We start from the raw sequence: 24,168 nt of genomic DNA, 5'->3' as shown, positions 1-24,168 counted from the left end.
TATCCTTAACCAATCGGCACAAGGCTTCGATCACAGAGGCACACCGGTACGAGGCAGGTATGGTCATCAGCGCGAGGTAGCTTTGATGCGAGCACTTATTCTATCCATGGCAGTCGGTCTGGGGCTCTCGGCAGGTGCCGTCGTCCCGTTGGCCACGGGGTCGGCACAGGCCGGCACCATCGAACGGGCCTGTATTCAGGCGGGCCGGGCGCCCAGCAGGTCGCTCTGCGGCTGTATCCAGAACGTGGCAGACATCACGCTCAGCCGGTCGGATCAGCGCAAGGCAGCGAAGTTCTTCGTCGATCCGCAGCGCGCGCAGGATGTGCGCATGTCGGACCGCCGCTCGGACGAGAAATTCTGGGACCGGTATCAGGAATTCGGGAACGCCGCGCGCGCCTATTGCGCCAGTTCCTGACCTGCCGCAATCCGCGCGACAAGGCCCCGGCTTGCCGCATCGAGCATGTCGAAGACCTGCGGGAAGTTGTCTTCGTAATAGGGGTCCGGCACCTCGGTCGGCAGGCCGCCCTCGGCATAGCCGAGAAACAGCGCGACAGGTGTCGTGTTCCCTGCGGGGCGCAACGCCTCGAGCCGGGTGACATTGCTGCGGTCCATCCCCACGATCAGGTCGAACCGCTCGAAATCCTCGGGCTCTGCCTGGCGCGCGCGCAGCCCGGACAGGTCAATGCCGCGCCCTGCGGCTTCGGCCATGGCGCGACTGTCCGGCGGGCTGCCCACATGCCAGGCACTCGTCCCCGCGCTGTCGACCTCTACATCTACGCCGCCCTCTGCCGCCAGTGCCCTGAAAACGCCTTCCGCCGTGGGCGAGCGGCAGATATTTCCAAGGCAAACAAACAGGATACGGGTGGTCATCACTATGGCTCCTCCGTTAGGATCGCCGCATTCTAGGGTCTGACCTCCGGAACGCCAATGTATGACATCGTGATCCTCACCGGCGCGGGCGTCTCCGCCGAAAGCGGTCTTGGCACGTTTCGCGACAAGGACGGACTTTGGACCAAGTATGACCTGTCGGAGGTCGCAACCCCCGAAGGCTTCGCGGCTGATCCGGCCAAGGTGCACGGCTTCTACAATGCGCGGCGCGCCAATGCATTGGACGCCGGTCCGAATGCAGCACATCACGCTCTGGCGCGTCTTCAGGCGGCCCGCCCCGGCGAGGTTCTGATCGTCACGCAGAATGTAGATGATCTGCACGAACGCGCGGGCAGCACGCGCGACATCATCCACATGCACGGCGCGCTGACCGGCGCGCTCTGTGCCTCGTGCGGGCACCGTTGGCCGGCCCCGCGCGAGATGCATCCGACCGATCCTTGCCCGGCCTGTACCCGCCCGCACACGCGGCCAGACATTGTCTGGTTCGGTGAGATGCCGTACCGGATGGATGAGATTTATGCCGCACTCAGCGCCTGCGGTCTGTTCGTTGCCATCGGAACCTCCGGCCAGGTCTACCCCGCCGCAGGGTTCGTCCAGGAGGCGCGCGCGGCAGGCATCGAGACGCTGGAGATCAACCTTGAGCCCTCCGACGGGGCGTCGCTCTTCCACCGCGCGGTCCACGGCCCGGCCACGCAAACCGTGCCCGACTGGGTCGGCACGCTCCTCTGAGCCATAGGCCTCGAAATGTCCTCGCCGACGGCCTCACGCGTCAGCGCAATCCGTCCACGACAACCTCTTGGCGCAGGTCACCGGTGCCGGCGTCGAAAACGAGGATCCGGTCGCCCGCGATCACGGCCACCCAGCCGGCGCCGAAGGTGACCGCCTCTGCCGAAACCCCTGCTGGCAGCGAGATTGTATCCGGTAATTGTGGGACCGCCGGTGCCGGGGCCTGCAGGCGGATGACAAGCAGTGCGATCACGGTTACAAGCCCGCCAATCATCACCAGTGTCAGCACCGTCACAAGGCGGCGCAGAAACCGCAAATTGGCCGGCTCCGGCCCGAACGCTTCGTCAGGATCATCTTCGCGCATGTCGGACCCCTCTGATCAGACGCTCACGGTCACGATCGCCGCCGATCCCCCGCCGCGCCTTGATAAGGCGCTGGCCCGCGATGTGCCAGAGGGGATGGGCCTGAGCCGCTCGCGTCTGGCCAAGCTCATTGCAGATGGGGCCGTTGCGCGCGGGACTGACATCCTGACCTCGCCCAAGGCGCGCGTGTCCGAAGGGGATGCGTTGACCCTGACCCTCGGCACCCCGGTGCCGACCGATCTGGTGCCCGAAAACATCCCCCTCGACATTGCCTACGAGGATGCCGACCTGATCGTGATCAACAAGCCGGTGGGCATGGTCGTTCACCCGGCGCCGGGCAGCCCGCGTGGCACGCTGGCAAACGCACTGATGCATCACTGCGCGGGCGCGTTGTCTGGCATCGGCGGACAGGCACGTCCCGGAATTGTCCACCGGATTGACAAGGACACCTCCGGCCTTCTGGTGGCGGCCAAGTCCGACCAGGCGCATCAGGGCCTTGCCGCCCAGTTTGCCGCCCATTCGGCCCAACGGGTCTATGATGCCTTTGTGTATGGCGCTCCCGATGCGGCCGATCCGCGCCTGCGCGGGTTGCAGGGGGTTACGTTCGAGCCGGGCGGCGTGCTGGTGGTGCGTGCCCCGCTCGCGCGTCATCGCACTGATCGCCAGCGCATGGCCGTATGCGCGCCGGGGCAGGGGCGTCACGCGGTCACCCGCGCCACGCGCGAGGCAACGTTCGGGACGCCTGCCGGGGCGGCACATCTGAGCTGTCGTCTGGAAACCGGGCGCACCCACCAGATTCGCGTACACCTTGCCCATATCGGCCACGCACTGATCGGTGATCCCACCTATGGCGGGCCCAAACGACTGTCGAGCAAAGCGTTTTCTGACACGGCAATCGAGGCCGCCCGCACCTTTCCGCGGCAGGCGCTCCACGCCCGCACGCTCGGCTTCACGCACCCGGTTACCGGACAGGCATTGTCCTTCGAGGCTCCGTTGCCCGAGGATCTGACCCGGTTGATCAACGTGTTGTCGGAGCCCGCCCGCAAAGGGCAATGACCGTTTCAAAGACAAAAGGTTTTTTGAAACTGCGACTTGTGATAGCTTCGTCGCGTTCATTCCATTGGCAGAAACTCGGTATCGATCTGTGATGCTGATTTTCTTTTTTCTCAAGTGTTGTGCCGCCTTTTTCGACGGGCTGCACGAAAAGCAATTTCGAACAGGTCTGTAGTGCGTCCCGATGAACGACAGATACACGACTGCATTTGAAGCCCTTGCAGAGGCCGAAGTTGTCATCGACCGGTTCAGGCGGTTTGCGCAAAAGCAGGTTGGCGGACATATCCTCGGGAGCACGGACTTCTACGACCGTCAGATCAATGCGCAAGGCATCGAACTCGCGAAAGCCGTCGCGCGGCTTCAGGGCCCTCTCGCGTCAATCGAGTCAGAGATTTCGGCTCTCTGGCCACGCCTCGATCAAACGCAGCGGCACGCATCGGCAACCTCGGCGCTTTATTGCGACGATCCTCTTGGAAGGGCCGTTCCTGAGAGGGATGCCGATAATCCCCGTGACCTTTCTGCCTCGCTAACTGACTGGTTCCTCAAGTCTTATCTGAAGCCCAACCGTGGGGTCGATCCGCCGAAAGCCCCCGCTACACCTGACTCTCTCGCGGGACATGCGCTTGACCTTGTGACCTCGCAACGGCGTTCGGAAACGCGTTTCCACCAGGGATCTTATTTGAACCAGTATTCGGTCGAAGTGTTCAGCAACATGGGGCAGGTCAACCGAGAGCACGCCGCTCGCGTCGACAACCTGACAAGCTGGCTTCAAGCTACCCGGACATTCATACGAAATGCCCAGTCATGGCTTCTGTGGGCCAACATGCAGATCGAGGATCAAAAGACAGTGAAGGGACAAACCGTGATCACAGTGAAAATTGGCGACAACAACACATTCACCGCACCAATCGCAATCGCTGACACCATCAAAGACAGCTTGAAACACATCAACACCAGCACAGCTGATGATGACCTGAAGGCGGCGGTGCAGGATCTGATCAAGGCAATCGCGGAGACCGGCGAGGCGTTGCCCGCTGACACGACCGAAGACCTTGCCATTGATGCCGAAGGTTTGGCCCGTGAAGTGGGTCGGGATGCGCCGCGTAAATCCAAGGTGAAGGGCCAGTTGGACGGTTTGGCTCAGACGGCCCAAGCGCTTGGCAAAGCCGCGTTGCCGATCCTAGACGCCGCCGCAAAGGTCAAAGCCCTGATTGGGGTCTAGTCAGCCGGGTCCTTGGCGAGTTTTCGCAGACTTCTGGCGGGGCCGCTGTAACAGCCTGCACAAGCCCGTGATAGCGCTGACACAAGGCTGCAGTTGCGCGCTGTCCTCTCTTATATCGGCCCTGATCCCATAGGGAGGTGGCGCAGACGCTACCAGCCCTTGAACAATGTACACCTGATTAACATATTAGGTGGAACAACGCGCCTGCCCCGAAACTGGCGCTGCAACGAGGAGGCATTTAATGGCGAATTACACCAACCTCCCGGCCCCGTCGCCGGAACAGGGTCTGAACCGCTATCTTCAGGAAATCCGGCAATTCCCCATGTTGGAGCCCGAAGAAGAATACATGCTTGCCAAAAGCTGGGTCGAAAACGAAGACACCGAAGCCGCTCACAAGATGGTCACGTCGCACCTGCGCTTGGCCGCCAAGATCGCCATGGGCTATCGTGGATATGGCCTGCCGCAGGCAGAAGTCATCTCGGAGGCCAATGTGGGCCTCATGCAGGCTGTCAAACGCTTCGATCCTGAAAAAGGATTTCGCCTCGCGACCTACGCCATGTGGTGGATCCGCGCCTCCATTCAGGAATACATCCTGCGGTCCTGGAGCCTTGTGAAACTCGGCACGACCAGCGCGCAGAAAAAACTGTTCTTCAACCTGCGCAAGGCCAAGAACCGCATCGGCGCACTGGAAGAGGGCGACCTGCGCCCGGAAAACGTCGCGCGCATTGCCAATGATCTGAACGTCACCGAAACCGAGGTCATCTCCATGAACCGGCGTCTGTCGGGGGGGGATGCGTCGCTTAACGCGATGATCGGTTCGGACGGCGAAGGGGCCACCGAATGGCAGGACTGGCTTGAGGACGAAGATGCCGACCAGGCGAGCGATCTGGCAGAAAAAGACGAAATGAATGTCCGGCGCGAGCTCTTGGCCGAGGCGATGGATGTCCTCAACGACCGCGAAAAGGATATCCTGACCCAACGGCGCTTGCAGGACAAGCCGGTGACACTGGAGGATCTTTCGGAGGTCTACAATGTCAGCCGGGAGCGGATCCGCCAGATTGAGGTGCGTGCTTTTGAAAAGCTGCAAAAGGCCATGCGCGACCTCGCCCGGGAGAAGGGCCTGATGACCGCCTGAGGTAAACCCAAGCCGAGACATAGGGGCGCCGGACATCGGCGCCCCTTTTCTTTGCGCGGGTCTTGCGAAATCAGGCTCCAGACCGCACTGTTGGCGCTAACAGTCAGGGGGAGGATTTCTGATGAAGACGATCCGGTGGGGCATTCTGGGGGCATCCAGGTTCGCCAGCACCACGATGGGTCCGGCGATCCACAGCGCACGCGGCGCGGTGCTGGATGCGGTGGCCACGCGGACCCCGGCCAAGGCAGCGCTGTTCGATTTCTGCCCGGACATCCGTGTACATGACAGCTACGACGCGCTGTTGGCAGATCCGCAGATCGACGCGGTCTATGTCCCATTGCCGCATACCCTCCATGTGCCTTGGGGCGTCAAGGCGCTGCATGCCGGCAAACCGGTGCTGATTGAAAAGCCACTCGCCCTCAGAGCGGCCGACATTGACCCCCTGGTTGCTGCCCAGGCAGAGACGGGGCTGTTGGCGGCAGAGGCGTACATGATCGTACATCACCCGCAATGGCACCGTGTACGCGCGTTGATCCAGAGCGGTGCGATAGGCGAGATCCTCCAGATCGACGGCACGTTCACCTACGACAACCGTTCGGATCCGGGAAACATCCGCAATCGTGCCGAAACGGGTGGCGGCGGCTTGCCGGATGTCGGGGTCTATCCGATGGGCGCTGCGCGGTATGCGTTGGCGGCTGAGCCGACGATCACGTCCGCCCAGATCAAGTGGGAGGACGGGGTCGATGCGACAGCTCAGGTGCGCGCCGGGATTGCGGGGGCGCAACTCAATATCCTCGTCTCCATGCGCATGGCCAAGCGGCAGAGCATGACGTTTCATGGCACAGACGGGGAAATTCACATGCCCGCCCCGTTCAATCCGGGCAGTTTTGCCGAGGCGCAAATCCACTTGTCCGACGCAAACGGTCTGCGGGTCGAGCGGTTTCCGGGTGTCGATCATTACATCCTGCAAGTCGAGGCTTTCGGCGCGGCCTTGCGCGGGGAGGCGCCTTTCCCCTGGTCTCTTGCAGACGCGACCGGGACGCAGACGGCGCTTGATGCGGTCTATGCAGTGGCCAATCCCCCGGTATAAACTCTTGCTGACAAACACGGGGGCGCGACGATGACATCAAGCGATGAAGACAAGGTTTCAGGGCGCATTCACGGTGAACAGCCCGATCCCGGCGCGCAGGACAACATGGGGATGCGCCTTGTGCACGTGGTGCTGATAGCGCTGATGCTCAGCCTTGCTTCGACTGTTCTCACCGCGCTGACGGTCATTCAGTTTGTGATCATGCTGGTCAACAACCGCCAGCCCAACGCGCGATTGTCAGAGTTTGGCACCGATCTGGGCATCTGGATCGCCAAGGCCGCGCGCTATCAGACCGCCGCGTCCGAGGTCAAACCGTGGCCCTGGACCGACCTCGATTAGCCTCGCGGCCGCTTCCTTGCGCATGCTGTTTCGCCAAGAGTTGACTTGCCAGAGTGTTCCGCAAGCCGCAGGCTGGGCAGCGCCCCGTCGTCAAATGAGGTCCGTCTTGAAGAAAGCATGCTCACTTACCGCAGGACTGGCCGTCATGTTTCTTGCCGGGTGCGAAACCACCACCGCCCCCGGCACCAATGCCGGCACCGAGCAATTGCGCGCCCAACTCACGTCTTCCATGCGCAGGGCAGGCGTTTCGGATGAATGCATTCAAAACCTGTCCCTGTCTGCTTTGACCGCCATCAAATCCGCCCGCACGGCGGGTCCACGACCGCGCACCACTGCGCGGAACGTGGGCTACGGGAACCCCAGACGTCAGGAAGAGGGGCGGATCCGGGCCATCGCCCGAAAGGAATGCCCGAACCTTTGAGAGGCCCCGCGCCCTGTTGGTCCGAAGGTCCCGGAACGCACGGCTTCGGGCTGTGGCCACACCATCGGCCCCAGCCCTCGACGCCGGCGGCTGCAAAGCTACGTGATGGATACCAACGCAAGAGGTTCCCATGGCAGACGCCCCCATTATCGCGCAAAAAGGCCCGTACCCTGTCGAAGTGACCGCCGGAAAGACGTATTTCTGGTGCACGTGCGGGCGCTCCGACACGCAACCCTTTTGCGACGGCTCGCACAAGGAGACCGGGCTTGCCCCGATGAAGTACGAGGCGACCGAGGACAAGCGGCTGTTCTTTTGCGGCTGCAAGGCCACTGCGACCGCCCCGTTATGTGACGGCGCGCACAACACGCTTTGAGCCACGCTGCTTGACCCTTTACGCGTGTTCGGCTCTACATATCGTGACATCTTCAACCGCCCGGAGTGCCACATGAAACCTGATGCGATGTCTGGTACTGTGCGACTTGCCGCCGTGTTGGGCGCCCTGTTGCTTGCCGGGTGTGGTCTGAGCGACGAAGAGGCCGAGGCGCTGTCCGAAGAGGTTGTCCGTGACATGGAGGCGGCCGAAATGCAGCGCGAGATCGAGCAGTCTCAGGACTTCGACCGTATCGCACAGGAAACCGTGGACGGCATGGACACATCGGGGCTCGGCGCACTCACGAACTGAGGTATAACGAGGTACGCCATGGAAAATCTCTCTCTCGCCGTCCGATCCGCACTGTCGAACTATGCGACCTTTTCCGGTAGGGACTCACGCCCGGCCTATTGGTGGTGGGCGCTCTCGATCTTTCTGCTCATGCTTGGCCTCGGGGTGCTGGATGCGTTTGTCGTGGCCCCGCTCCTCGGGATCGACGGAACCGGTGAAAACCCGTCGCAACCTCTGTCATTCCTGGCCAGCCTCGCGTTGATCCTGCCCAACGTAGCTGTCGGCGCCCGCCGGTTGCATGATATCGGGCGCAGCGGGTGGTGGTTGTTGCTGGGTCTTATCCCACTTGTGGGTTTTCTGGTGCTTCTCTACTTCTTCACCCGCCCCAGCGATCCGGGCGACAACGCGTTCGGCCCAAGGCCCCACTGGCCACCCCAAGGCTAACTCCGTTTCCGCAAGCGGCGCCAGAGCGGCATGACGTCCAGCGCCGCGACAGCGAGCCCGAGCGGGATCATCCAAAACCCAAGGATCGGCAGAAACCCCAGCACGCCACCAAGCATCAACAAGACGCCGACCAGCCAGCGAAAGCCAGGTGGGACGACCCGCGCCACCCGGTCCCGCGCGAGTGTCACGAACGCCCGCAACGAGGAGGGTCTGTCTGGATCGGTCGGTTTCGTCATGGCGTGGGCAGGATAGCCTGCCCGGGCCGCCACGGCACGTCCCAAGTCAGTTCAGGTCCAAAGTCAGACGACTGGTACCCACCCGCACATGAAACGAAAGCGGATACCGCAGATCGCCGTCCTCGCAACTGATTTCATCTGGAAACTCCCCCAACATTCGCTCGAAACCGCTCATATCCGCAGGGGCGCAGAGGTGGTCGAACTTGTGAGGGATAGGCTGGTCTGGCGGAATATCGTAGCCAACGGGGCGCCATGCGCCTTGAGAGTCCTGCTTGAGCACGGCAAATCCGAGAACGGTTCTCGGGTGGAGGGGACTGACCGTCGAACAGGTGTTTGAGGAAATGGTCTCGAACCCGAATGAGTCCATTCGGGCAAATTTCACCGGGACTGCAGCGACATACCCGTAACGCAAGTCGGACCCGCCCTTGTTGCACAGTGTGACGGATGCGTTGGCATCCCCCATCGCCAGCCCGATGCCAGTCGCAAGCCGCATGAGCGCATCGCGCTCGGATTGACGTTCGATTTCCTGTTGGGACTGGCGGTTATTGGCCCGGTTCACGGCGTCATCCAATCCGCCCATCGGCGGTACCGCGTAGTGATCATCCGCACGCCACAGCGCGTTGGCCTTGCCGAGATCCGGGCGTACGCCCCAACCCTGCGCATAGAGGGTGCCCAGCATGCTCGGAGCCATCGGACTGCCCAGAGTATGAGCGGCCTCAAGATACAGCTTGGCGTCCTCGAACCGGCCAACGAACAGCAAGGCACGCCCACCCTGTGACAGGAACCGTCGTTTCTGACCGTATTGCGCAATCGCGGTGCCGCAGGCGGCAAGTACGGCCTCGGGGTTCCATCCTTCCCCATGGGGGGCGACGCCTTCGACACCGACCGGCAGGTCGGGATCGTTCCGAATACCGCCAACCCGGTCGCAGTCGGTCACGGGTTCTGTGACAATCCCGACCAACCCTTCGATCTTGCCGAACTCCTGATATACGCGCGTGTAATTGCTTAGCCGCGTGGTGCGGGTCACGGGAAGCCGCATCGGTTGCTGGCCGACGGGTCTTGTCTGGACGTCGGCGCTGCGCATCTGCGGGCACCGGGCGGCCAGTGCCTGAAGATAGGCAGAGACCGGCGGCACCCAGGAAAACGCCTGTCCCTGCTGCACCAACAACCTGGAATGAACCCGCTCGGTCGTAGGCGGATACCGCTCGGGCGTATAGCTTGCCTTGACCGCCACATGCTCGGAACACCAAAGCTGATCCGGCAGCGCCGTTTGAAAGGAGATCCCCTCCCGTTCCACACGGTTGTAGTCAGGGGTCTGCGCCGCGGCGGCAGAGGTGACGCAACACACAGCAAGCGCAAGGGGGCGCAACCAGACGTTGCTCGGCAGAAGGTTTCGGAAAATCAGCATGAAAGAAAGGTCCATGGGAAAGAATTCTCTGAAGAATGCCGAGGCGGGTGAAATGACCCGCCTCGGACCGGCCGGGTTTAGTCCATCGCTTCGAGTTGGTCGATGAAGCCGGAAATCATCGACAGGCCCTTGTCCCAGAACGCCGGATCGGACGCGTCCAGACCAAACGGAGCCAAAAGCTCCTTGTGGTGCTTTGATCCGCCCGCCTTGAGCATGTCGAAATACTTCGCCTGGAAGTCCGCGTCGCCTTCCTCGTAGACAGCATAGAGTGCGTTCACCAACCCGTCGCCGAACGCATAGGCATAGACGTAGAAGGGGGAGTGGACGAAATGCGGGATATAGGCCCAGAACGTCTCGTACCCGTCCATGAAGTTGAACACCGGGCCAAGGCTTTCGGCTTGCACCGACATCCAAAGCGCGTTGATCTCCTCGGGGGTCAGCTCGCCGTTGCGGCGCGCGTCATGCAGTTTGCATTCGAAGTCATAGAACGCGATCTGGCGGACCACCGTGTTGATCATGTCCTCCACCTTGCCGGCCAGCATCACCTTGCGCTGGGCGTCATCCGCCGCCCCGTCCAGCAGCTTGCGGAACGTCAGCATCTCGCCAAAGACCGACGCGGTTTCCGCCAGCGTCAGCGGGGTAGACGACAGCAATTCCCCCTGACCCGCGGCCAGGACCTGATGCACCCCGTGGCCCAGTTCATGTGCCAGGGTCATCACATCGCGCGGCTTGCCGAGGTAATTCAGCATCACGTAAGGGTGGACTTCCGACACGGTCGGATGCGCAAACGCACCCGGGGCCTTGCCCGGCTTCACACCGGCATCGATCCAGCCCTTGTCAAAGAACGGCTCGGCGATCCGCGCCATTTCCGGATCAAACCCCGCATAGGCGTCCAGAACGGTCGACCGCGCCTCGTCCCAGTTTACCAGCCGGTTTTCCTCCATCGGCAGGGGCGCGTTGCGGTCCCAGACCTCCAACGTGTCCAGCCCCAGCCACTTGGCCTTCAGCTTGTAATACCGGTGGCTCAGCTTCGGGTAAGCTGCGACGACCGCGTTGCGCAATGCCTCGACCACCTCGGGTTCGACATGATTGCTCAGGTGCCGTCCGGCCTGCGGAGTAGGCAGGCCACGCCAGCGGTCGGTGATTTCTTTTTCCTTGGCCAGTGTATTGTGCACCCGCGCAAAGAGCTTGATGTTCCGCCCGAACACATTGGCCAGTTCCTTCGCCGCCGCCTCGCGCTTGGCGCGCTCCGGCTCGGACAGGAAGTTCAGGCAGCCTTCGATGCCGAACGTCTCGCCGTCGACCGTGAACTCCAACCCGGCTATGGTCTCATCGAACAGCCTGTTCCACGCCGCCGCTCCGACGGTTGACGTGTCGTGGAGGAACTTCTCCAACTCGTCGCTCAGCTGATAGGGTTTCATCGCACGCAACCGGTCGAATACCGGCTTGTAGCGGCCCAGATCGGCATTCGCGGCGAACATCGCATCGAGCTGCGCGTCCGGGATGCGGTTGATCTCCAGCGTGTAGAACACGAGCGGCGTGGTGAAGGTCGTGATCTTGTCCTGCGCGTCCGCCATGAACTTGGCGCGTTCGGCATCGGTGGTGTTCTGGTAGTACCGCAGACCGGCATAGGACATGATGCGCCCGCCGACGACATCGATCCGCTCATAGCGCAGCACGCAGTCGAGCATGCCCGCCGCATCCAGATCCGCCAGCTTGCCCTCGTAGTCCGCAGCGAAATCGCGACACGCTGCCTCCAGCCAGTCCATATCGCGCTTGAACTCCGCGGCATCCGGGGCGGGGTAGAGGTCACTCAGGTCCCAGTCCGGCAGGTCCCCCAAGGGCTCGGCCCCGGTCTCGGTCGCTACGTCGCGCAGGGGGAAGGGCAGGTGGAACATCGTGAAACCTCCGGGTCATGTCGTGTTGGCCTAGAGGTAAGCCCGGCGCTCGCCAAAGGAAAGGGCGTGATCCAGCGGAGTGTGCTGCGCACACGCACTTTCTGGCACTGGGTGCGATTTACCGGATCGCGAAAACCGATCGACGCCCTCCGCCGACCAATGTCACGGTACCGTTGTCGTTCAGGATGATGTCACGGCACAGCCCCAGCCCGGAAAACCGCTCCGGTTTCACGGCCGCGCCGCAGAATTGGCCCCGGGCGATGCGCCATGTGCCCTCGTAGGTTTCGGTGCCAAGGGTGCCGCTTGCGGTGCCATCCGGGTTCAGGGTGAAGGTGGCGTCCTCATTCACCAGTGTCTTGCCGGAGATCGCGGCGGTGATCGGGTCTGGGCCGGGTTGCAGCGCGGTTTGGTCACACGCAGCCAGCGCAAGCGCGCAGACAATCAGAGAATACACTGGGCGCATGCGGGGGCCTTCGGTGTGTGTGCCGCAAAGCCTAAGGCGCGGGGACGGATTTGCAATGCCTAGCCATACATTGCCAGCATGTCTTTCAAATCCTCCAGCGTGTTCGCCTCGGCCAGAGGCTTGTCCTGACGCCACCGGCTCATGCGCGGAAACCGCAGGGCGACGCCGGATTTATGACGCGGGCTTTCCTGTATGCCCTCAAAGGCGATCTCGAACACGTGCTCGGGCTTCACGCGCCGTACCGGGCCGAAGCGTTCCAGCGTGTTCTTGCGGACCCACGCCGTGATCTGGCGGAACTCCGCATCCGTCAGCCCTGAATAGGCCTTGGTGAACGGCACCAACTCGTTGCCCTGCCAGACGGCGAAGGTGAAATCGGTATATAGGTTCGCCCGCCGCCCATGACCGGCCTGCGCGTAGATCATCACGGCATCGATGGTCAGCGGATCGACCTTCCACTTCCACCAATCACCCTTCTTGCGACCGGTGCCGTAGGGCGATGACAGACGTTTCAGCATCACGCCCTCGGCCCCCAGATCACGGGCGCCTTCGCGTATCTCCGCCAGCGCTTCCCAAGTGGCAAAACCCAGTTTCGGCGACAGGCGCAGCGGGGCCGCAATCGGCAGATCGGCCAGCAACGCCTCCAGCCTGCTGCGCCGCTCAGCCATGGGGCGGTCGCGCAGGTCGGTTCCGCCCTCCTCAAGCAGATCATAGGCGCGCAGGATCACAGGCGCCTCGGCCAGCAGTTTCTTCGGCACCGTCTTGCGCCCGATCCGCTTCTGTAACGCGTTGAAGGGCAGGGGGGCATCGTCCGCCCAGGCGAGGATTTCGCCGTCCAACACCGTGCCGCCCGGCACGAAGTCCAGCGCGCGGGCCAGTTCGGGGAAGCGGTCTGTCATCAACTCTTCGCCGCGCGACCAGACGAAATGCTGGCCCCCGCGCAGGATTAGCTGCCCGCGAATGCCGTCCCATTTGTGCTCGGCCAGCCAGTCGGATGGGGGGCCGAGCGCCTGCGGGTCCTCCTCCAGCTGGTAGGCCAGATAGAACGGATAGGGTTTCGAAAGGTCCGCCTCCGGATCGCGGGTCAGAACGAGGCTTTCGAAGCTGACCGTCTCCGGTGTCCAGTCGCCCATGAGCCGGTGCGCCAGTTCGGTTTCCGGCACCTCGGTGGCCTGGGCCAGCGCGCGCGTCATCAGCTTGGCGGACACGCCCATCCGGAACCCGCCGGTCAGCAGCTTGTTGTAGACGAACCGCTCAACGGGTCCGAGGCTGCTCCACGCCGCCAGCACCGCGGCCTTGCGCGCGGGTTCCTCCTGCGTGGCCAGCCCGCGCAACTCGGTGATCCAGTCCGACAGGCTGCGGTCCGAGCTTCCGGAGCCTTCGGGAAGAACCAGCGCGATCGTCTCGGCCAGATCGCCGACAATCGGATAGGCCTCCTCAAAGAGCCACAGCGGGATGCCTGCCGCCTCCGCCCCCCATTCGCGCAGACGCGTGGTGTTGACCGCCCGCTTGGGCCGCCGTCCAGACAGAAGGGCGATGGTCCAGAGCTTGTCGTCATCCGGGGCGGTGCGAAAATACTCGGTAAGGGCGGCCACCTTACGATTGGTCTTGGTGGTCTGGTCCAGCGCGGTGAACAGAGCGGCAAAACGTTTCACGGGGACCGGTCCCCCAGAAACCTGCCCAGGTCAGCCAGCGCGTCCTGCGCTGCCGGGCTGAAGCCCGCATAGATATGAAAGAGATGCGGCAGGTCCGGGAGCGGCGACAGCTCTGCCTGTGGCAGGGCCTTGGCCAACCGCTTTGCATCGCCCGCCAGCACTTCGGTCTCCGAATACTGGATGCGCGCGGGCGGAAGCCCCGAAAGGTCCGCGAACAGCGGTGAGACCTCGGGTGAGGTCGGGTCCGCGCCTGCCAGATACCCCGCGATCGACGACCGCGCCCACCGCTCCGGGATCAGATGCTCGCTGTGCCTGTTCTCGTGCAACTCCGGTGCGGTGCCGGTCAGATCAGCGAGCGGTGAGATCAATCCAACCCGCGCAGGAAGCGTGCGCCCCGTGTCGCGGACGTGCAGCAGGACTTGCAGGGCGAGGCATCCACCCGCGCTGTCGCCTGAGATCGCAACCGGTGTTTTGCCCGTTTCGCACACGGCTTCCCACGCCGCGATGCAGGCGTCACGTGCAGCGGGAAACGGGGCCTCGGGTGCCAGCGGATAGCGCGGCAACACCGCGCGCAACCCGGCGGCCTGCGCCATGTACGCCGCAAGGGCGGCATGGGTGCGTGGGCTGCCCAGAACGAACCCACCGCCGTGGATGTGAAACACCACACCTGCATCCTCCGGTACACCGGGCGGCGTCAGATACAAGCAGTCGCCGACCCATCGTGTCCGAGTGCCCGCCGGAGGGCGCGAACTGAGGGTGGCGGAGGTTTCTGCGATATTGCGCAGCACCGTTGGGGGCAAGGGCGCTGCCATCAGCGGTTTGCTGACCCAGCGCGCAGAGGCACGGATCGCCAGATCCATCGGGCTCAGACCGGTCATGCCTCGGCCTCTTCGCTGGTCTCGGCGGCATCAACGCTTTCGCCCTCAAACTCGGTCTCTACGATCTGCGCGTCATAGCCTTGTGTTTCCAGCCAGCGGCGAAAGACGGATGTGTAGCCATGGGTGACGAAAATGCGTTCGGCGCCTGTCTCCGCGATCGCCGTGTTCAATCCGGCCCAGTCGGCATGATCCGACATCACGAACCCCCGGTCCGCCGCCCGCCTGCGCCGCACCCCGCGCAGCCGCATCCAGCCGCTGGCAAAGCCCGTCTCCACGGTGCCAAACCGCTTCATCCAAGGCGTTCCCATGGCCGATGGTGGGGCCAGCACGATGGCTCCAGGGTGGGTTTTCGCGGTGACGTCTGCCGTCACTTGCACGGTGTCGGGCAACCTGACGCCTTGCGTGCGTAGCACTGCGTTTGTCGCCTCCACCGCGCCGTGCGTCAGGATTGGCCCCTGTTCGGTGTTCAGATGCGCCAGCAACCGCTGCGCCTTGCCAAGCGCGTAAGCGCCCAGCACCGCGGTTTTGCCCGCCGCGGCACAAGCCGCCCACCACGCGTTCACAGCGGCCATTACATCCGCCTGCGCATCCCAGCGAAACACCGGCAGGCCAAAGGTGCATTCTGAGATGAATGCATGGCACGGCACGGGTTCAAACGGCTCTGACAGCCCGTCATTCTCGATCTTGTAATCGCCCGAGGCGACCCAGACCTCGCCATCCACCTCCACCCGGATCTGGGCGGAGCCGGGCACGTGGCCCGCTGGGTGGAAGCTGACCTGCGCATCGCCGATCCTGCGTGCTTCACCATAAGCAACCGTGTCCAGATCGATGGCTCCCAGCCGGTGCCGGATCACCGGGGCCGCGGCCTGCGTCGACAAGTACCGCATATGGCCGGGGCGCGAATGGTCTGCATGCCCGTGGGTGATCAGCGCACGGTCGACCGGGCGCCACGGATCGATGAAGAAATCGCCCGCAGCGCAATAGATCCCCCGGTCGGTGAAGCTCAGCACGCTCATGGGGCGAGACCTAGAGCCTCGCCCCGTTCACGCCAAGCCTCAGTGCGTTTTATGAGCCCCGTGGCCTCCGTGACCTTCGGGCATACGCTTGCTGTCGATGGGGATCTCCACGGCGACCTCGCCGGCGTGCTCGAACACCAGCGTGACCGAAACGGTCTCGCCATCTGTCAGGGGTCCGGTCAACCCCATGAACATGACGTGATCGCCGCCGCGTTTCAGCATGTGCGCGCCGTTGGCTGGTATCTCGAAACCATCCTTGACCTCAACCATGCGCATGATGCCGTCGCCACCGCTCAGGTGCGTGTGAAGCTCGACCCGCGCCGCCGCATCGGACCGCACTGCAACCAGACGGTCCGCCACGGCGCCCGTGTTCTCGATTTCCATGAAGGCTGCGCCGGTTTTGGCAACTGCGGAAGCGGATCGCGCGTATGCGTCTTTCACGAGGATATCGCCGGCGAAAGCAGGCAGGGTCAGCAGCGCCGCCGCGCCGCCCAGAAGGAAGGATTTGAAGGACATGTCAGTCTCCGAATGTGTCTGAAAAGATGGAAGGGTTCAGACGTACGAAGGGGGTGCACGGGCGGGGGCGGCCTGCCAGATACGGCGCGATACAAGCCGGACGGGCGGGGCAAGCGGGTCAGCCGCGCGCGCCGCAGTGGATACCGAAGCATCCGGCTGCCCTGTGCCGGGCGCCCCGAGCGTACCCATCACGCAATCGGGGCAAACATGTCCGTCTTCGACCGGTGCGCCATCCGGTCCGATCGCCACCAAGCGCGCTTCGCCATCGATGCACAGCTCATGCAGCATCACTCCGGATGCCATCTCGCCCCGGGCGACGGCCATTGTCATGCTTGTGATCCCCAGGATCACCGCCAGAAGCGCAGCAAAAAAGACCCGCGTGTACCGCATGACGTCGATGTATGCGCTCCACTTCTTCTTCGCCAGTGACTTTTTCGCACACGCGCTTGATAGTTCGATATCGAATTGTATATAGTGCGATATCGTACGGTATTACGACGGAGATATATCATGACCATGTCACGCAGAAAGATGATCGGGCTGGTCGGGGGAGGGGTCGTGCTGGCTGCTCTGCCGACGACAGCGTTTCTGGCCACACGGACGCCAACCCGGGCCCTTGCGCCATGGGACGCCGCAGGACAGTACGCCGATCCGCGTTTGCGGGCTCTCTCGTTCGCCGTGCTTGCGCCAAACGCTCATAACCGGCAGCCTTGGCTGGCCGAACTCTCTGGCGCGGATAGGGTCACGATCTGGCGCGATCCGACCCGCGATCTGCCGGTCACGGACCCGTACGCCCGGCAACTGACGATCAGCATGGGGTGCTTTCTGGGCCTGATGCAGATTGCCGCCGCCGAGGAGGGGTTCGCTGTGGACACACACCTTTTTCCGGCGGGGGAGGAGGGACCGGTTGCCGCCTGCACGTTTCGCGCCGGACGCGCCAGGCCAGATCCGCTCTTTGCGCATGTCATGAACCGCCGGTCGCACAAGGATGGGTTCGAGGCGCGAGCGGTTCCCCCCGAACTCTTGCCCTCTCTGTCACGCCTTGCCAACATCCATGACAGCGGCCCTCGCCGCGACCGGTTGCGCGAGCTCGCCCGGCAGGCCTGGCTGGCAGAGGCTGCCACCCCAGCCGCGTGGCACGAGAGCGTGGACCTGCTGCGGATCGGCAAGGCCGAGATCAACGCGCACCCCGATGGCATCGATGTCGGCGGACCGATGATGGAAAGTCTCGCACTGCTGGGCCTCCTCTCGCGGGAGGCGGCGGCAGATCCCGACAATCCGGGCACCAGAGGCGTGATCGAGGACACATCCAACGCCATCGCAGGCGCCCCGGCCATGGTGGTGCTCAAGACACGCGGCAACACCCGCGTGGACCAGGTCGAAACGGGCCGCCGCTGGCTGCGATTGAACCTCGCGACCACTGCTGCGGGGCTGGCCCTCCGCCCGGTCAGCCAGGCCTTGCAGGAATACGCCGAGGTGCAGCCGTTCCACGAGGCGGTGCACGCCGAGTTTGCCGCTCCGGGCGAGACGGTTCAAATGCTGGGCCTACTCGGCTACGGTGCCCTGACCCCGCGCACCCCGCGCTGGCCAGTGGAAACGCGATTGCGGAATGTCTGACGACTTACATGCGCTTTATTTCAAGGTTTTCAATGAAATAGGCATCCTGGAACAACTCAGCCGCACCTTGCTTGAGGCGCGGTTGCCCAAGGGGTTCCTGGTGTCGCATTTCACCGTCCTCAACCATCTGATCCGCGTGCGGAACGGGCAGACCCCGCTTGCGCTGGCCCGGGCATTTCAGGTGCCCAAGACCACCATGACCCACACCCTGTCCGGGCTGGAGACCGCCGCGCTGGTGGAAATCCGTCCAAACCCCGATGACAAACGCTCCAAGCAGGTGTGGATCACTCCGGCGGGACGCAGCTTTCGCGACGAGGCCATTGCGGCGCTGGGTCCGGATATCGCGCATCTTGCATCCCTCGTGCCCGAAGATACGGTTCGGGCTCTCGCGCCGAAACTTCAAGCCCTTCGAGAGGTCATGGATGCCAACCGCAGCGTAAAGATCTGACTGGCGTGTTCCGCGCACGTCACGGGCGTCGGTGCCGCACGATCGCCAGACCTGCCAGAGCCGACAGCAACAGCCAGACACCCGCGGGCAAGGGAACGACGCTCACGCTGTTGCCGAAGGTCATGTTGTCCAGCCGGTACGTGTCCGCTCCGGATTTGCCGTGTTTGCGCAGGCCCGACAGCAGCACGATTTCCGTGAACGGCGTATCGCTCACGAAGCCGAAATAGGCGTTGTTCATGGTCTTGCCGGTGCCGACCGCGCCGACCATGTCGGACCCATTGAAGATCAGGATACCCGTTCCGTTGCCGCCATCCTGGGTCAGGATCTGCGCGCCCCAGCCGGTGATGGGGGCGTCGAAGACAATGACATCGGGCTGAACCGAGCTGGGTCGTCCCCGCCATGTGCCCGGCAGGGACCCCGTGCCAAAACGCGCATATGTCTTGATGATCGTGAACCCATTGTAGCGAAAGGCCGCGGGGATATCGTAGTCGTTGTAAGGTGTTTCGACCCCATCCCCGACCACATGCGCGAAACGTTCAACCTGATAGCTGCGCAGGTCCGCCTGCAGGCCTTGTTCGTCGGTATAGACTTGCAGCGTCGCAGCGGATGCCGCAACGGCAGGACCAATCAAAGCCCAAAGGACAGCGATCAGGAACAGGCGCATCGGGAACCCCGCAGGTCAGAGGACGGCGGACCGGACAGGAATCCGGGCCGCGATTGCCCTGGACGCTAGCGAAATCTGCTTAACAAACCGTTGCCGTTGCCGGCGGCATGACATGAAAAAACCCCGCCGGAGGTCCGGCGGGGCACATGCCCATGCAACGGTGCAAGCGCGTCAGGCGGCGGCCTGCGCCTTTGCGATGTCTTTCTTGATTTTCAGAGCCTTGGCGGACAGCTCAGCGTCTTTTGCCTTGGCAAGGAAGGCATCCAGACCGCCACGGTGATCGACCGTGCGCAGCGCCGCAGCAGAGATCCGCAGCTTGAAACCCTGACCCAACGCTTCGGATTGCAGGGTCACATCGTTCAGGTTCGGCAGAAAGCGCCGCTTGGTCTTGTTGTTGGCGTGGCTCACGTTGTTGCCAACCATGACGCCTTTTCCAGTCAATTCGCAGCGGCGCGACATCGGCTCGCTCCTCGTCTCAGTTACGTTTCGGTCTCGGTTCGGAAGACCTGAAATCCGGGTGATCTCGCAGTCGTCCTGGGCGCGCGCAGGGCACGCCTCAAATCTCAGGCGTGCCGGATACGATGGATGCCCGGGCAGGTCAAGCGATTCATCAAGGCTTTTCGTGCGGTTTTTCAAGTGCGGCGAGGATATCCGACGCCGCCTGACTGGCCGACACCGCGCCCTCGGCCACCTGTGCACCAAGCGCGTCCATGCGCGCGCGAGTCCGGTGATCCTCGGTCAGGCGCGCCAGCAGACCCTGACGGACCTCCGCCTCGAACCACCCTCGGGCCTGATCGGCACGCCGCCGGGCCCAGTGTCCGGTCTCGCGCCGCCAGTCCGCCAGTGCGGTCATCTCCGCCCAGGCTTCCGCCAGCCCGTTTTCCTCGATTGCCGAGACCATCAGCGCCTTGGGGAAGCCCTCGGGGTCCTCGGGGCGCTTGCGCAGCAGCCGCAATGCCCCAGCGTAGTCGGCGCAGGTCCGGGTGGCTGCCGGTTTCAAATCGCCGTCGGCCTTGTTCACGAGGATCAGGTCGGCTGTCTCCATGATCCCGCGTTTGACCCCCTGCAGCTCATCGCCTCCCGCCGGGGCGAGCAGCAGGATGAACAGGTCCGACATCTCGGCGACCATGGTCTCGGACTGACCGACCCCGACCGTCTCGATCAGCACGACATCGAATCCGGCGGCCTCCACCAAGGCCACGGCCTCGCGCGTGCGGCGCGACACACCGCCCAGTTCCGATAGCGAGGGCGAGGGGCGGATGAACGCGTTCGGCTCGCGCGACAGCCGCTCCATCCGGGTCTTGTCGCCCAGGATGGAGCCGCCCGTGCGCGTGGAACTGGGGTCCACCGCCAGAACGGCGACCTTGAGCCCCTGTGCGGTCAGGCTCATGCCGAACGCTTCGATGAATGTCGATTTACCAACCCCAGGGGTGCCTGACAGGCCGATCCGCAGCGCCTCGCGCTTCAGCCCGGCCAGGCGCTGCAACAGCGCGGTCGCCTTGGCGCGGTCTTCGGCCCGGGTGCTTTCGACCAGCGTGATCGCCCGTGCCAGCGCGCGACGCTCTCCGTCGGCGATGCGGGTGGCCAGCGTGTCAAGGTCGGGGGTGCGGGCAGGGGCGGTTTCGGCGGTCACGGGGCGTTCAGGCTCTCAGTTCGGCGCTGCTATGGACTAGCACCCCCCTGCGCGCCATCTGTCAGGGGAACGGACGCGCCCTATCTGCCTTGTGCAGGGCAGGCTTGTCCAGCCTTGCACCAGCCGTTCCGGAGGCTTGAACCCGCCATGACCAGACCTCTTCGCCCTCTCGTCCTTTGTCTGAGCCTTGCCCTGAGCCTGCCTGCTGCGGCCACCGAAACCGAGCGCGCGGTGTTCGATGTCAGCCTGCGCGGCGTGACCGCGGCGAATGTCGAATACATCGCCAACACGCAAGGTACGGCATACGCCGTGACCGGTGTCCTGCGCACGACCGGGCTGGCGCGGTTCGTCTCCGACGCCAGCTACGAGGCGACCGCGCGCGGGCGGAAACGCGGACCCGGCCGCTACACCCCGTTTTCGTTCACCGAAACCCGCAACGATGGGGAGGGGGTCACCACCGCCGAGATGGGCTATCGGCGCGGGACGCCGTCCGTCAAGCGCTATACCCCGCCGCGTGATAGTGATCCGTTTGCCGTCGATCCGTCGGGGCAGGGCGGAACGGTCGATCCGATGACTGCGATCTGGGCCAGCCTGCGCGACCAGCCGCGCGACAGTGTCTGTGCGCTCGACATCACGGTGTTCGACGGAAAACGCCGCAGCGGCGTTCGGTTGCGCAACCCCGCCGTGCAGGACAACGGCTCGATCACCTGCCAGGGCGAGTATCGTCGCATTCAGGGCTGGTCGCCCGAGAAAATGGCGGAGCGGTCGCGGTTTCCCTTCACCATGACCTATGCGCAAAGCCCGCAAGGCGACTGGCAGGTGACGCGGGTGACCACGCAGACCAGCTTTGGCCGCGCGGAGTTGCGCCGCCGGTAACCGCCGGGATAAGCCTGCGGACATGAGTGTTCTTGACGGATCCCTGCCCGTGGATGGGGTGCTGCCCGAGCTGGTCGCGGCCCTGCGGGCGCGGGGCGGCGCGGTGCTGCAGGCTCCGCCGGGCGCGGGCAAGACCACCCGTGTGCCGCTGGCACTGCTGGAGGCCGGCATCGCTGGCCGCATCGTGATGCTGGAGCCGCGACGGCTGGCCGCCCGGACCGCCGCGGAGCGTATGGCGGCGACCCTGGGCGAGGATGTGGGACAGACCGTCGGCTACCGGATCCGCGGGGAGTCGAAGCGCAGCAACGCCACCCGGATCGAGGTGGTGACCGAAGGCATCCTGACCCGGATGATCCAGTCCGACCCGGACCTGCCCGGCATCGCGGCGGTGATCTTCGACGAGTTCCATGAACGCTCGCTGAACGCCGATCTGGGCCTCGCGCTGGCGCTAGAGGTGCGGGGCGCGCTGCGGGACGATCTGTGGCTGGTGGTGATGTCGGCTACGCTCGACGCAGACCCGGTGGCGGCGTTGATGGGCGATGTGCCGGTGATCACGTCTGAAGGGCGCGCCTTCGATGTGGACTTACGCCACCTGCCCAGACCGCTGGGACCGAAGGCGCGGTTCGAGGCTGCTCTGGCAGATCTGACCGTGCAGGCGGTTGCCGAAGCCCCGGGCAGTGCGCTGGTCTTTTGCCCGGGCGAGGGGGAGATCCGTCGCACGGCGGCGCTTTTGGCGGGGCGGGTGCCCGGTGACATGGCGATCCGACCGCTCTTTGGCGCGATGCCCCTGTCCGAACAACGCGCCGCGATTGCGCCCGTGTCGTCGGGGCGCAAGCTGGTGCTGGCCACGTCCATCGCCGAAACATCCCTGACGATCGAAGACGTGCGGATCGTTGTGGACGGCGGACGCGCGCGGCGTGCGCGATTCGATCCGGGCTCAGGCATGGCGCGCCTCGTGACCGAGCGGGTCACGCGGGCCGAGGCCACGCAGCGTACCGGGCGCGCTGGCCGGGTGGCGCCGGGGGTGTGTTACCGGATGTGGACCAAGGGGGAGGAAGGCGCGCTGGCGGCCTTCGCCCCGGCAGAGATCGAGATGACCGACCTGAGCGCGCTGGTGCTGGAACTCGCCTTGTGGGGGGCGGTGCCGGGCGACCTGCCATTTCTGACCCCGCCGCCGGAAGGGGCCTGGGCGGAGGCCGTGCACCTGGGGCAAATGCTCGGCGCCCTCGACCCTGCGGGCCGGATCACCGAGCATGGCCGCGCGGTGGCGGCCCGCCCGACCCACCCGCGGATCGCGCACATGCTGGGGGTTGCCGGGCGGCAGGCCGCGGATCTGGCCGCCCTCCTGTCGGAGCGGGATCTTGACCGGGACGCGGGCGTGCGGCTCGACCGGCGGCTCGACGTGTTGCGCGGGCGTGCCCCTGCGCCCAGCAAGACCGCGCGTGACCGGGTGCGGGCGGAGGCAAAGCGCCTTGGCGCAGGCTTGCCCGACGCCGTCCCCATGACTCTTGGCGCGCAAGCCGCGCTGGCCTATCCCGACCGCATTGGTCTTCGGCGCGCGGGCGCCGCGCCGCGCTGGCTGCTTTCGGGCGGGAAGGGGGCGTACATGGCCCCCGGTGCTGCCCTGTCGGGAACCCGCCTTCTGGTGGCCACCGATCTTGACGGCGACCCGCGCGAGGCGCGCATCCGCCAGGCCGTTGAAATCTCCGATGCAGACATGCGCGCGCTTTTCGCCGATCAGATCGCCTGGCACGACACGTGCCATTGGTCCAAGCGCGACCGCCGTGTCATTGCCCGGAACGAGGAACGTTTCGGTGCCCTTGTGCTCGACGCGCGGACCTGGGTCGACGCACCGGCGCAGGCCCGCGCCGCGGCCGCGCTGGACGGGGTGCGGGATCTGGGTTTGCAAGCCCTTGGCCTGTCCGGGCGCACCCGGCGCCTGCTGGCCCGGGCCGCCTTGTGCAGGGCCGGGGGCATGGATGTGCCGGATGTCACCGAAACCGGCCTTCTGGAGGCAGCCGACGCCTGGCTTCTGCCGCTGTTGGGTGAGGTACGCGGGGCGAGCGACCTCAAGGGGATCGACCCCCATGACGCGCTCGCCGGGTGGATCGGCTATGACACGCTTGCGCAGATCGACCATCTGGCCCCACCGCACATCACGACGCCTCTGGGGCGCAAACTGCCCATCGAGTATACCGAGACCGGTCCCGAAGCCGCCGCGCGCGTGCAGGAGTTCTTCGGCACGACCCGGCACCCGTGCGTGGGGCCGGCGCGCGTGCCGGTCAAACTCAGCCTCCTGTCCCCGGCGCACCGGCCGGTGGCCGTGACCTCTGACTTGCCGGGGTTCTGGGGGGGAGGGTATCTGGACTTGCGCAAGGACATGCGCGGGCGCTACCCCAAGCACCCTTGGCCCGAGGACCCGACCACCGCCGACCCGACCGTGCGGGCGAAACCGCGGAAATGACCCGCGCCCTGCCGAAGGTCGCATGCAAACGGCAAAAAAAGGCCCCGGGCAATGCCGG

Annotated in this window: 29 protein-coding genes; 15 read left to right on the top strand and 14 right to left on the bottom strand. The window is 64.5% G+C overall.

Going from position 1 to position 24,168, the window contains the following annotated elements:
* Positions 1-85 precede the first annotated feature (85 nt).
* Positions 86-415: a hypothetical protein gene (locus tag ACP15N_RS05615; RefSeq protein WP_425091237.1), complete on the top strand. Its 330-nt coding sequence runs from the start codon at positions 86-88 to the stop codon at positions 413-415.
* Here the strand turns inward: ACP15N_RS05615 and ACP15N_RS05610 are convergent.
* Positions 397-870 (bottom strand): low molecular weight protein-tyrosine-phosphatase, encoded by a 474-nt coding sequence (locus ACP15N_RS05610; RefSeq protein ID WP_425091236.1) that lies wholly within the window; start codon positions 868-870, stop codon positions 397-399. The two genes, ACP15N_RS05615 and ACP15N_RS05610, sit on opposite strands and share 19 nt — an antisense overlap.
* 57 nt (positions 871-927) lie before the next feature.
* Here ACP15N_RS05610 and ACP15N_RS05605 point away from each other — a divergent pair, with 57 nt between their 5' ends.
* Positions 928-1,617, top strand: a complete 690-nt coding sequence (locus ACP15N_RS05605) for an NAD-dependent deacylase (RefSeq protein WP_425091235.1) — start codon at positions 928-930, stop codon at positions 1,615-1,617.
* Positions 1,618-1,657: 40 nt separating this feature from the next.
* Here the strand turns inward: ACP15N_RS05605 and ACP15N_RS05600 are convergent, their stop codons facing one another.
* On the bottom strand, positions 1,658-1,978 hold the full coding sequence (locus ACP15N_RS05600) for a DUF6476 family protein (protein WP_425091234.1): 321 nt from the start codon (positions 1,976-1,978) through the stop codon (positions 1,658-1,660).
* On the opposite strand from ACP15N_RS05600, the gene ACP15N_RS05595 reads away from it, so the two are divergent.
* The 9 genes from ACP15N_RS05595 to ACP15N_RS05555 all read left to right on the top strand — a co-directional run bounded on the left by ACP15N_RS05595 (position 1,977) and on the right by ACP15N_RS05555 (position 8,341).
* Positions 1,977-3,032 carry an RluA family pseudouridine synthase gene (locus ACP15N_RS05595; RefSeq protein WP_425091233.1) on the top strand — a complete coding sequence of 352 codons (1,056 nt, stop codon included), beginning with the start codon at positions 1,977-1,979 and terminating at the stop codon, positions 3,030-3,032. The genes ACP15N_RS05600 and ACP15N_RS05595 overlap by 2 nt on opposite strands.
* Positions 3,033-3,213: 181 nt before the next feature.
* Entirely contained in the window at positions 3,214-4,251 is a 1,038-nt protein-coding gene (locus tag ACP15N_RS05590; protein WP_425091232.1) for a hypothetical protein, read from the top strand.
* A gap of 241 nt (positions 4,252-4,492) precedes the next feature.
* A complete protein-coding gene (gene rpoH, locus ACP15N_RS05585) occupies positions 4,493-5,386 on the top strand; it encodes an RNA polymerase sigma factor RpoH (protein ID WP_425091231.1) in 894 nt (297 codons plus the stop codon).
* Between the two features lie 121 nt (positions 5,387-5,507).
* Positions 5,508-6,476 (top strand): Gfo/Idh/MocA family protein, encoded by a 969-nt coding sequence (locus tag ACP15N_RS05580; RefSeq protein WP_425091230.1) that lies wholly within the window; start codon positions 5,508-5,510, stop codon positions 6,474-6,476.
* Positions 6,477-6,506: 30 nt separating this feature from the next.
* A complete protein-coding gene (locus tag ACP15N_RS05575; protein WP_425091229.1) occupies positions 6,507-6,815 on the top strand; it encodes a DUF4389 domain-containing protein in 309 nt (102 codons plus the stop codon).
* Between the two features lie 106 nt (positions 6,816-6,921).
* On the top strand, positions 6,922-7,236 hold the full coding sequence (locus ACP15N_RS05570; protein ID WP_425091228.1) for a hypothetical protein: 315 nt from the start codon (positions 6,922-6,924) through the stop codon (positions 7,234-7,236).
* Positions 7,237-7,366: 130 nt separating this feature from the next.
* Entirely contained in the window at positions 7,367-7,609 is a 243-nt protein-coding gene (locus ACP15N_RS05565) for a CDGSH iron-sulfur domain-containing protein (protein WP_425091227.1), read from the top strand.
* Positions 7,610-7,681: 72 nt separating this feature from the next.
* Positions 7,682-7,918, top strand: coding sequence for a hypothetical protein (locus ACP15N_RS05560; protein ID WP_425091226.1), 237 nt, complete (start codon positions 7,682-7,684; stop codon positions 7,916-7,918).
* 18 nt (positions 7,919-7,936) lie between these two features.
* On the top strand, positions 7,937-8,341 hold the full coding sequence (locus ACP15N_RS05555; RefSeq protein WP_425091225.1) for a DUF805 domain-containing protein: 405 nt from the start codon (positions 7,937-7,939) through the stop codon (positions 8,339-8,341).
* Here the strand turns inward: ACP15N_RS05555 and ACP15N_RS05550 are convergent.
* The 9 genes from ACP15N_RS05550 to ACP15N_RS05510 form a co-directional block, all read right to left on the bottom strand.
* Positions 8,338-8,577 carry a hypothetical protein gene (locus ACP15N_RS05550; protein ID WP_425091224.1) on the bottom strand — a complete coding sequence of 80 codons (240 nt, stop codon included), beginning with the start codon at positions 8,575-8,577 and terminating at the stop codon, positions 8,338-8,340. The genes ACP15N_RS05555 and ACP15N_RS05550 overlap by 4 nt on opposite strands.
* Before the next feature lie 46 nt (positions 8,578-8,623).
* The gene (locus ACP15N_RS05545) at positions 8,624-10,000 is read right to left on the bottom strand and encodes a hypothetical protein (protein ID WP_425091223.1); all 1,377 of its coding nucleotides are present in this window, start codon (positions 9,998-10,000) and stop codon (positions 8,624-8,626) included.
* 62 nt (positions 10,001-10,062) lie between these two features.
* Positions 10,063-11,883: a M3 family oligoendopeptidase gene (locus ACP15N_RS05540; RefSeq protein ID WP_425091222.1), complete on the bottom strand. Its 1,821-nt coding sequence runs from the start codon at positions 11,881-11,883 to the stop codon at positions 10,063-10,065.
* A 118-nt stretch (positions 11,884-12,001) separates the two neighbouring features.
* Positions 12,002-12,346, bottom strand: coding sequence for a hypothetical protein (locus ACP15N_RS05535; protein WP_425091221.1), 345 nt, complete (start codon positions 12,344-12,346; stop codon positions 12,002-12,004).
* Positions 12,347-12,405: 59 nt separating this feature from the next.
* Complete coding sequence (locus ACP15N_RS05530; protein WP_425091220.1) at positions 12,406-13,998, bottom strand: ATP-dependent DNA ligase; 1,593 nt, start codon at positions 13,996-13,998, stop codon at positions 12,406-12,408.
* Complete coding sequence (locus ACP15N_RS05525; protein WP_425091219.1) at positions 13,995-14,876, bottom strand: alpha/beta hydrolase; 882 nt, start codon at positions 14,874-14,876, stop codon at positions 13,995-13,997. Before ACP15N_RS05525 ends, ACP15N_RS05530 begins: the two co-directional genes overlap by 4 nt.
* A complete protein-coding gene (locus tag ACP15N_RS05520) occupies positions 14,873-15,892 on the bottom strand; it encodes a ligase-associated DNA damage response exonuclease (RefSeq protein WP_425091218.1) in 1,020 nt (339 codons plus the stop codon). Before ACP15N_RS05520 ends, ACP15N_RS05525 begins: the two co-directional genes overlap by 4 nt.
* A gap of 39 nt (positions 15,893-15,931) precedes the next feature.
* Complete coding sequence (locus ACP15N_RS05515) at positions 15,932-16,408, bottom strand: copper chaperone PCu(A)C (RefSeq protein ID WP_425091217.1); 477 nt, start codon at positions 16,406-16,408, stop codon at positions 15,932-15,934.
* 36 nt (positions 16,409-16,444) lie between these two features.
* Positions 16,445-16,798, bottom strand: a complete 354-nt coding sequence (locus ACP15N_RS05510; RefSeq protein ID WP_425091216.1) for a hypothetical protein — start codon at positions 16,796-16,798, stop codon at positions 16,445-16,447.
* A 120-nt stretch (positions 16,799-16,918) separates the two neighbouring features.
* On the opposite strand from ACP15N_RS05510, the gene ACP15N_RS05505 reads away from it, so the two are divergent.
* On the top strand, positions 16,919-18,025 hold the full coding sequence (locus ACP15N_RS05505; RefSeq protein ID WP_425091215.1) for an Acg family FMN-binding oxidoreductase: 1,107 nt from the start codon (positions 16,919-16,921) through the stop codon (positions 18,023-18,025).
* Positions 18,018-18,473 carry a MarR family winged helix-turn-helix transcriptional regulator gene (locus ACP15N_RS05500; protein ID WP_425091214.1) on the top strand — a complete coding sequence of 152 codons (456 nt, stop codon included), beginning with the start codon at positions 18,018-18,020 and terminating at the stop codon, positions 18,471-18,473. The genes ACP15N_RS05505 and ACP15N_RS05500 overlap by 8 nt, the downstream gene beginning before the upstream one ends.
* Before the next feature lie 19 nt (positions 18,474-18,492).
* On the opposite strand, the gene ACP15N_RS05495 is transcribed toward ACP15N_RS05500, so the two are convergent.
* From ACP15N_RS05495 to meaB, 3 genes are all read right to left on the bottom strand, one after another.
* Positions 18,493-19,137: a VPLPA-CTERM sorting domain-containing protein gene (locus ACP15N_RS05495; protein ID WP_425091213.1), complete on the bottom strand. Its 645-nt coding sequence runs from the start codon at positions 19,135-19,137 to the stop codon at positions 18,493-18,495.
* 171 nt (positions 19,138-19,308) lie between these two features.
* Positions 19,309-19,596 carry a 50S ribosomal protein L28 gene (rpmB, locus tag ACP15N_RS05490; RefSeq protein WP_425091212.1) on the bottom strand — a complete coding sequence of 96 codons (288 nt, stop codon included), beginning with the start codon at positions 19,594-19,596 and terminating at the stop codon, positions 19,309-19,311.
* 151 nt (positions 19,597-19,747) lie between these two features.
* The gene (gene meaB / locus ACP15N_RS05485) at positions 19,748-20,770 is read right to left on the bottom strand and encodes a methylmalonyl Co-A mutase-associated GTPase MeaB (protein ID WP_425091211.1); all 1,023 of its coding nucleotides are present in this window, start codon (positions 20,768-20,770) and stop codon (positions 19,748-19,750) included.
* A 147-nt stretch (positions 20,771-20,917) separates the two neighbouring features.
* On the opposite strand from meaB, the gene ACP15N_RS05480 reads away from it, so the two are divergent.
* Positions 20,918-21,646, top strand: coding sequence for a DUF3108 domain-containing protein (locus ACP15N_RS05480; RefSeq protein WP_425091210.1), 729 nt, complete (start codon positions 20,918-20,920; stop codon positions 21,644-21,646).
* Positions 21,647-21,668: 22 nt separating this feature from the next.
* Positions 21,669-24,110, top strand: coding sequence for an ATP-dependent helicase HrpB (hrpB, locus tag ACP15N_RS05475; RefSeq protein WP_425091209.1), 2,442 nt, complete (start codon positions 21,669-21,671; stop codon positions 24,108-24,110).
* Positions 24,111-24,168: the final 58 nt, after the last annotated feature.

Origin of the sequence: Tropicimonas sp. S265A, assembly GCF_049800835.1 — a bacterium.
Lineage (GTDB): Bacteria > Pseudomonadota > Alphaproteobacteria > Rhodobacterales > Rhodobacteraceae > Dinoroseobacter.
This window is presented reverse-complemented; position numbering and strand designations above follow the sequence as displayed.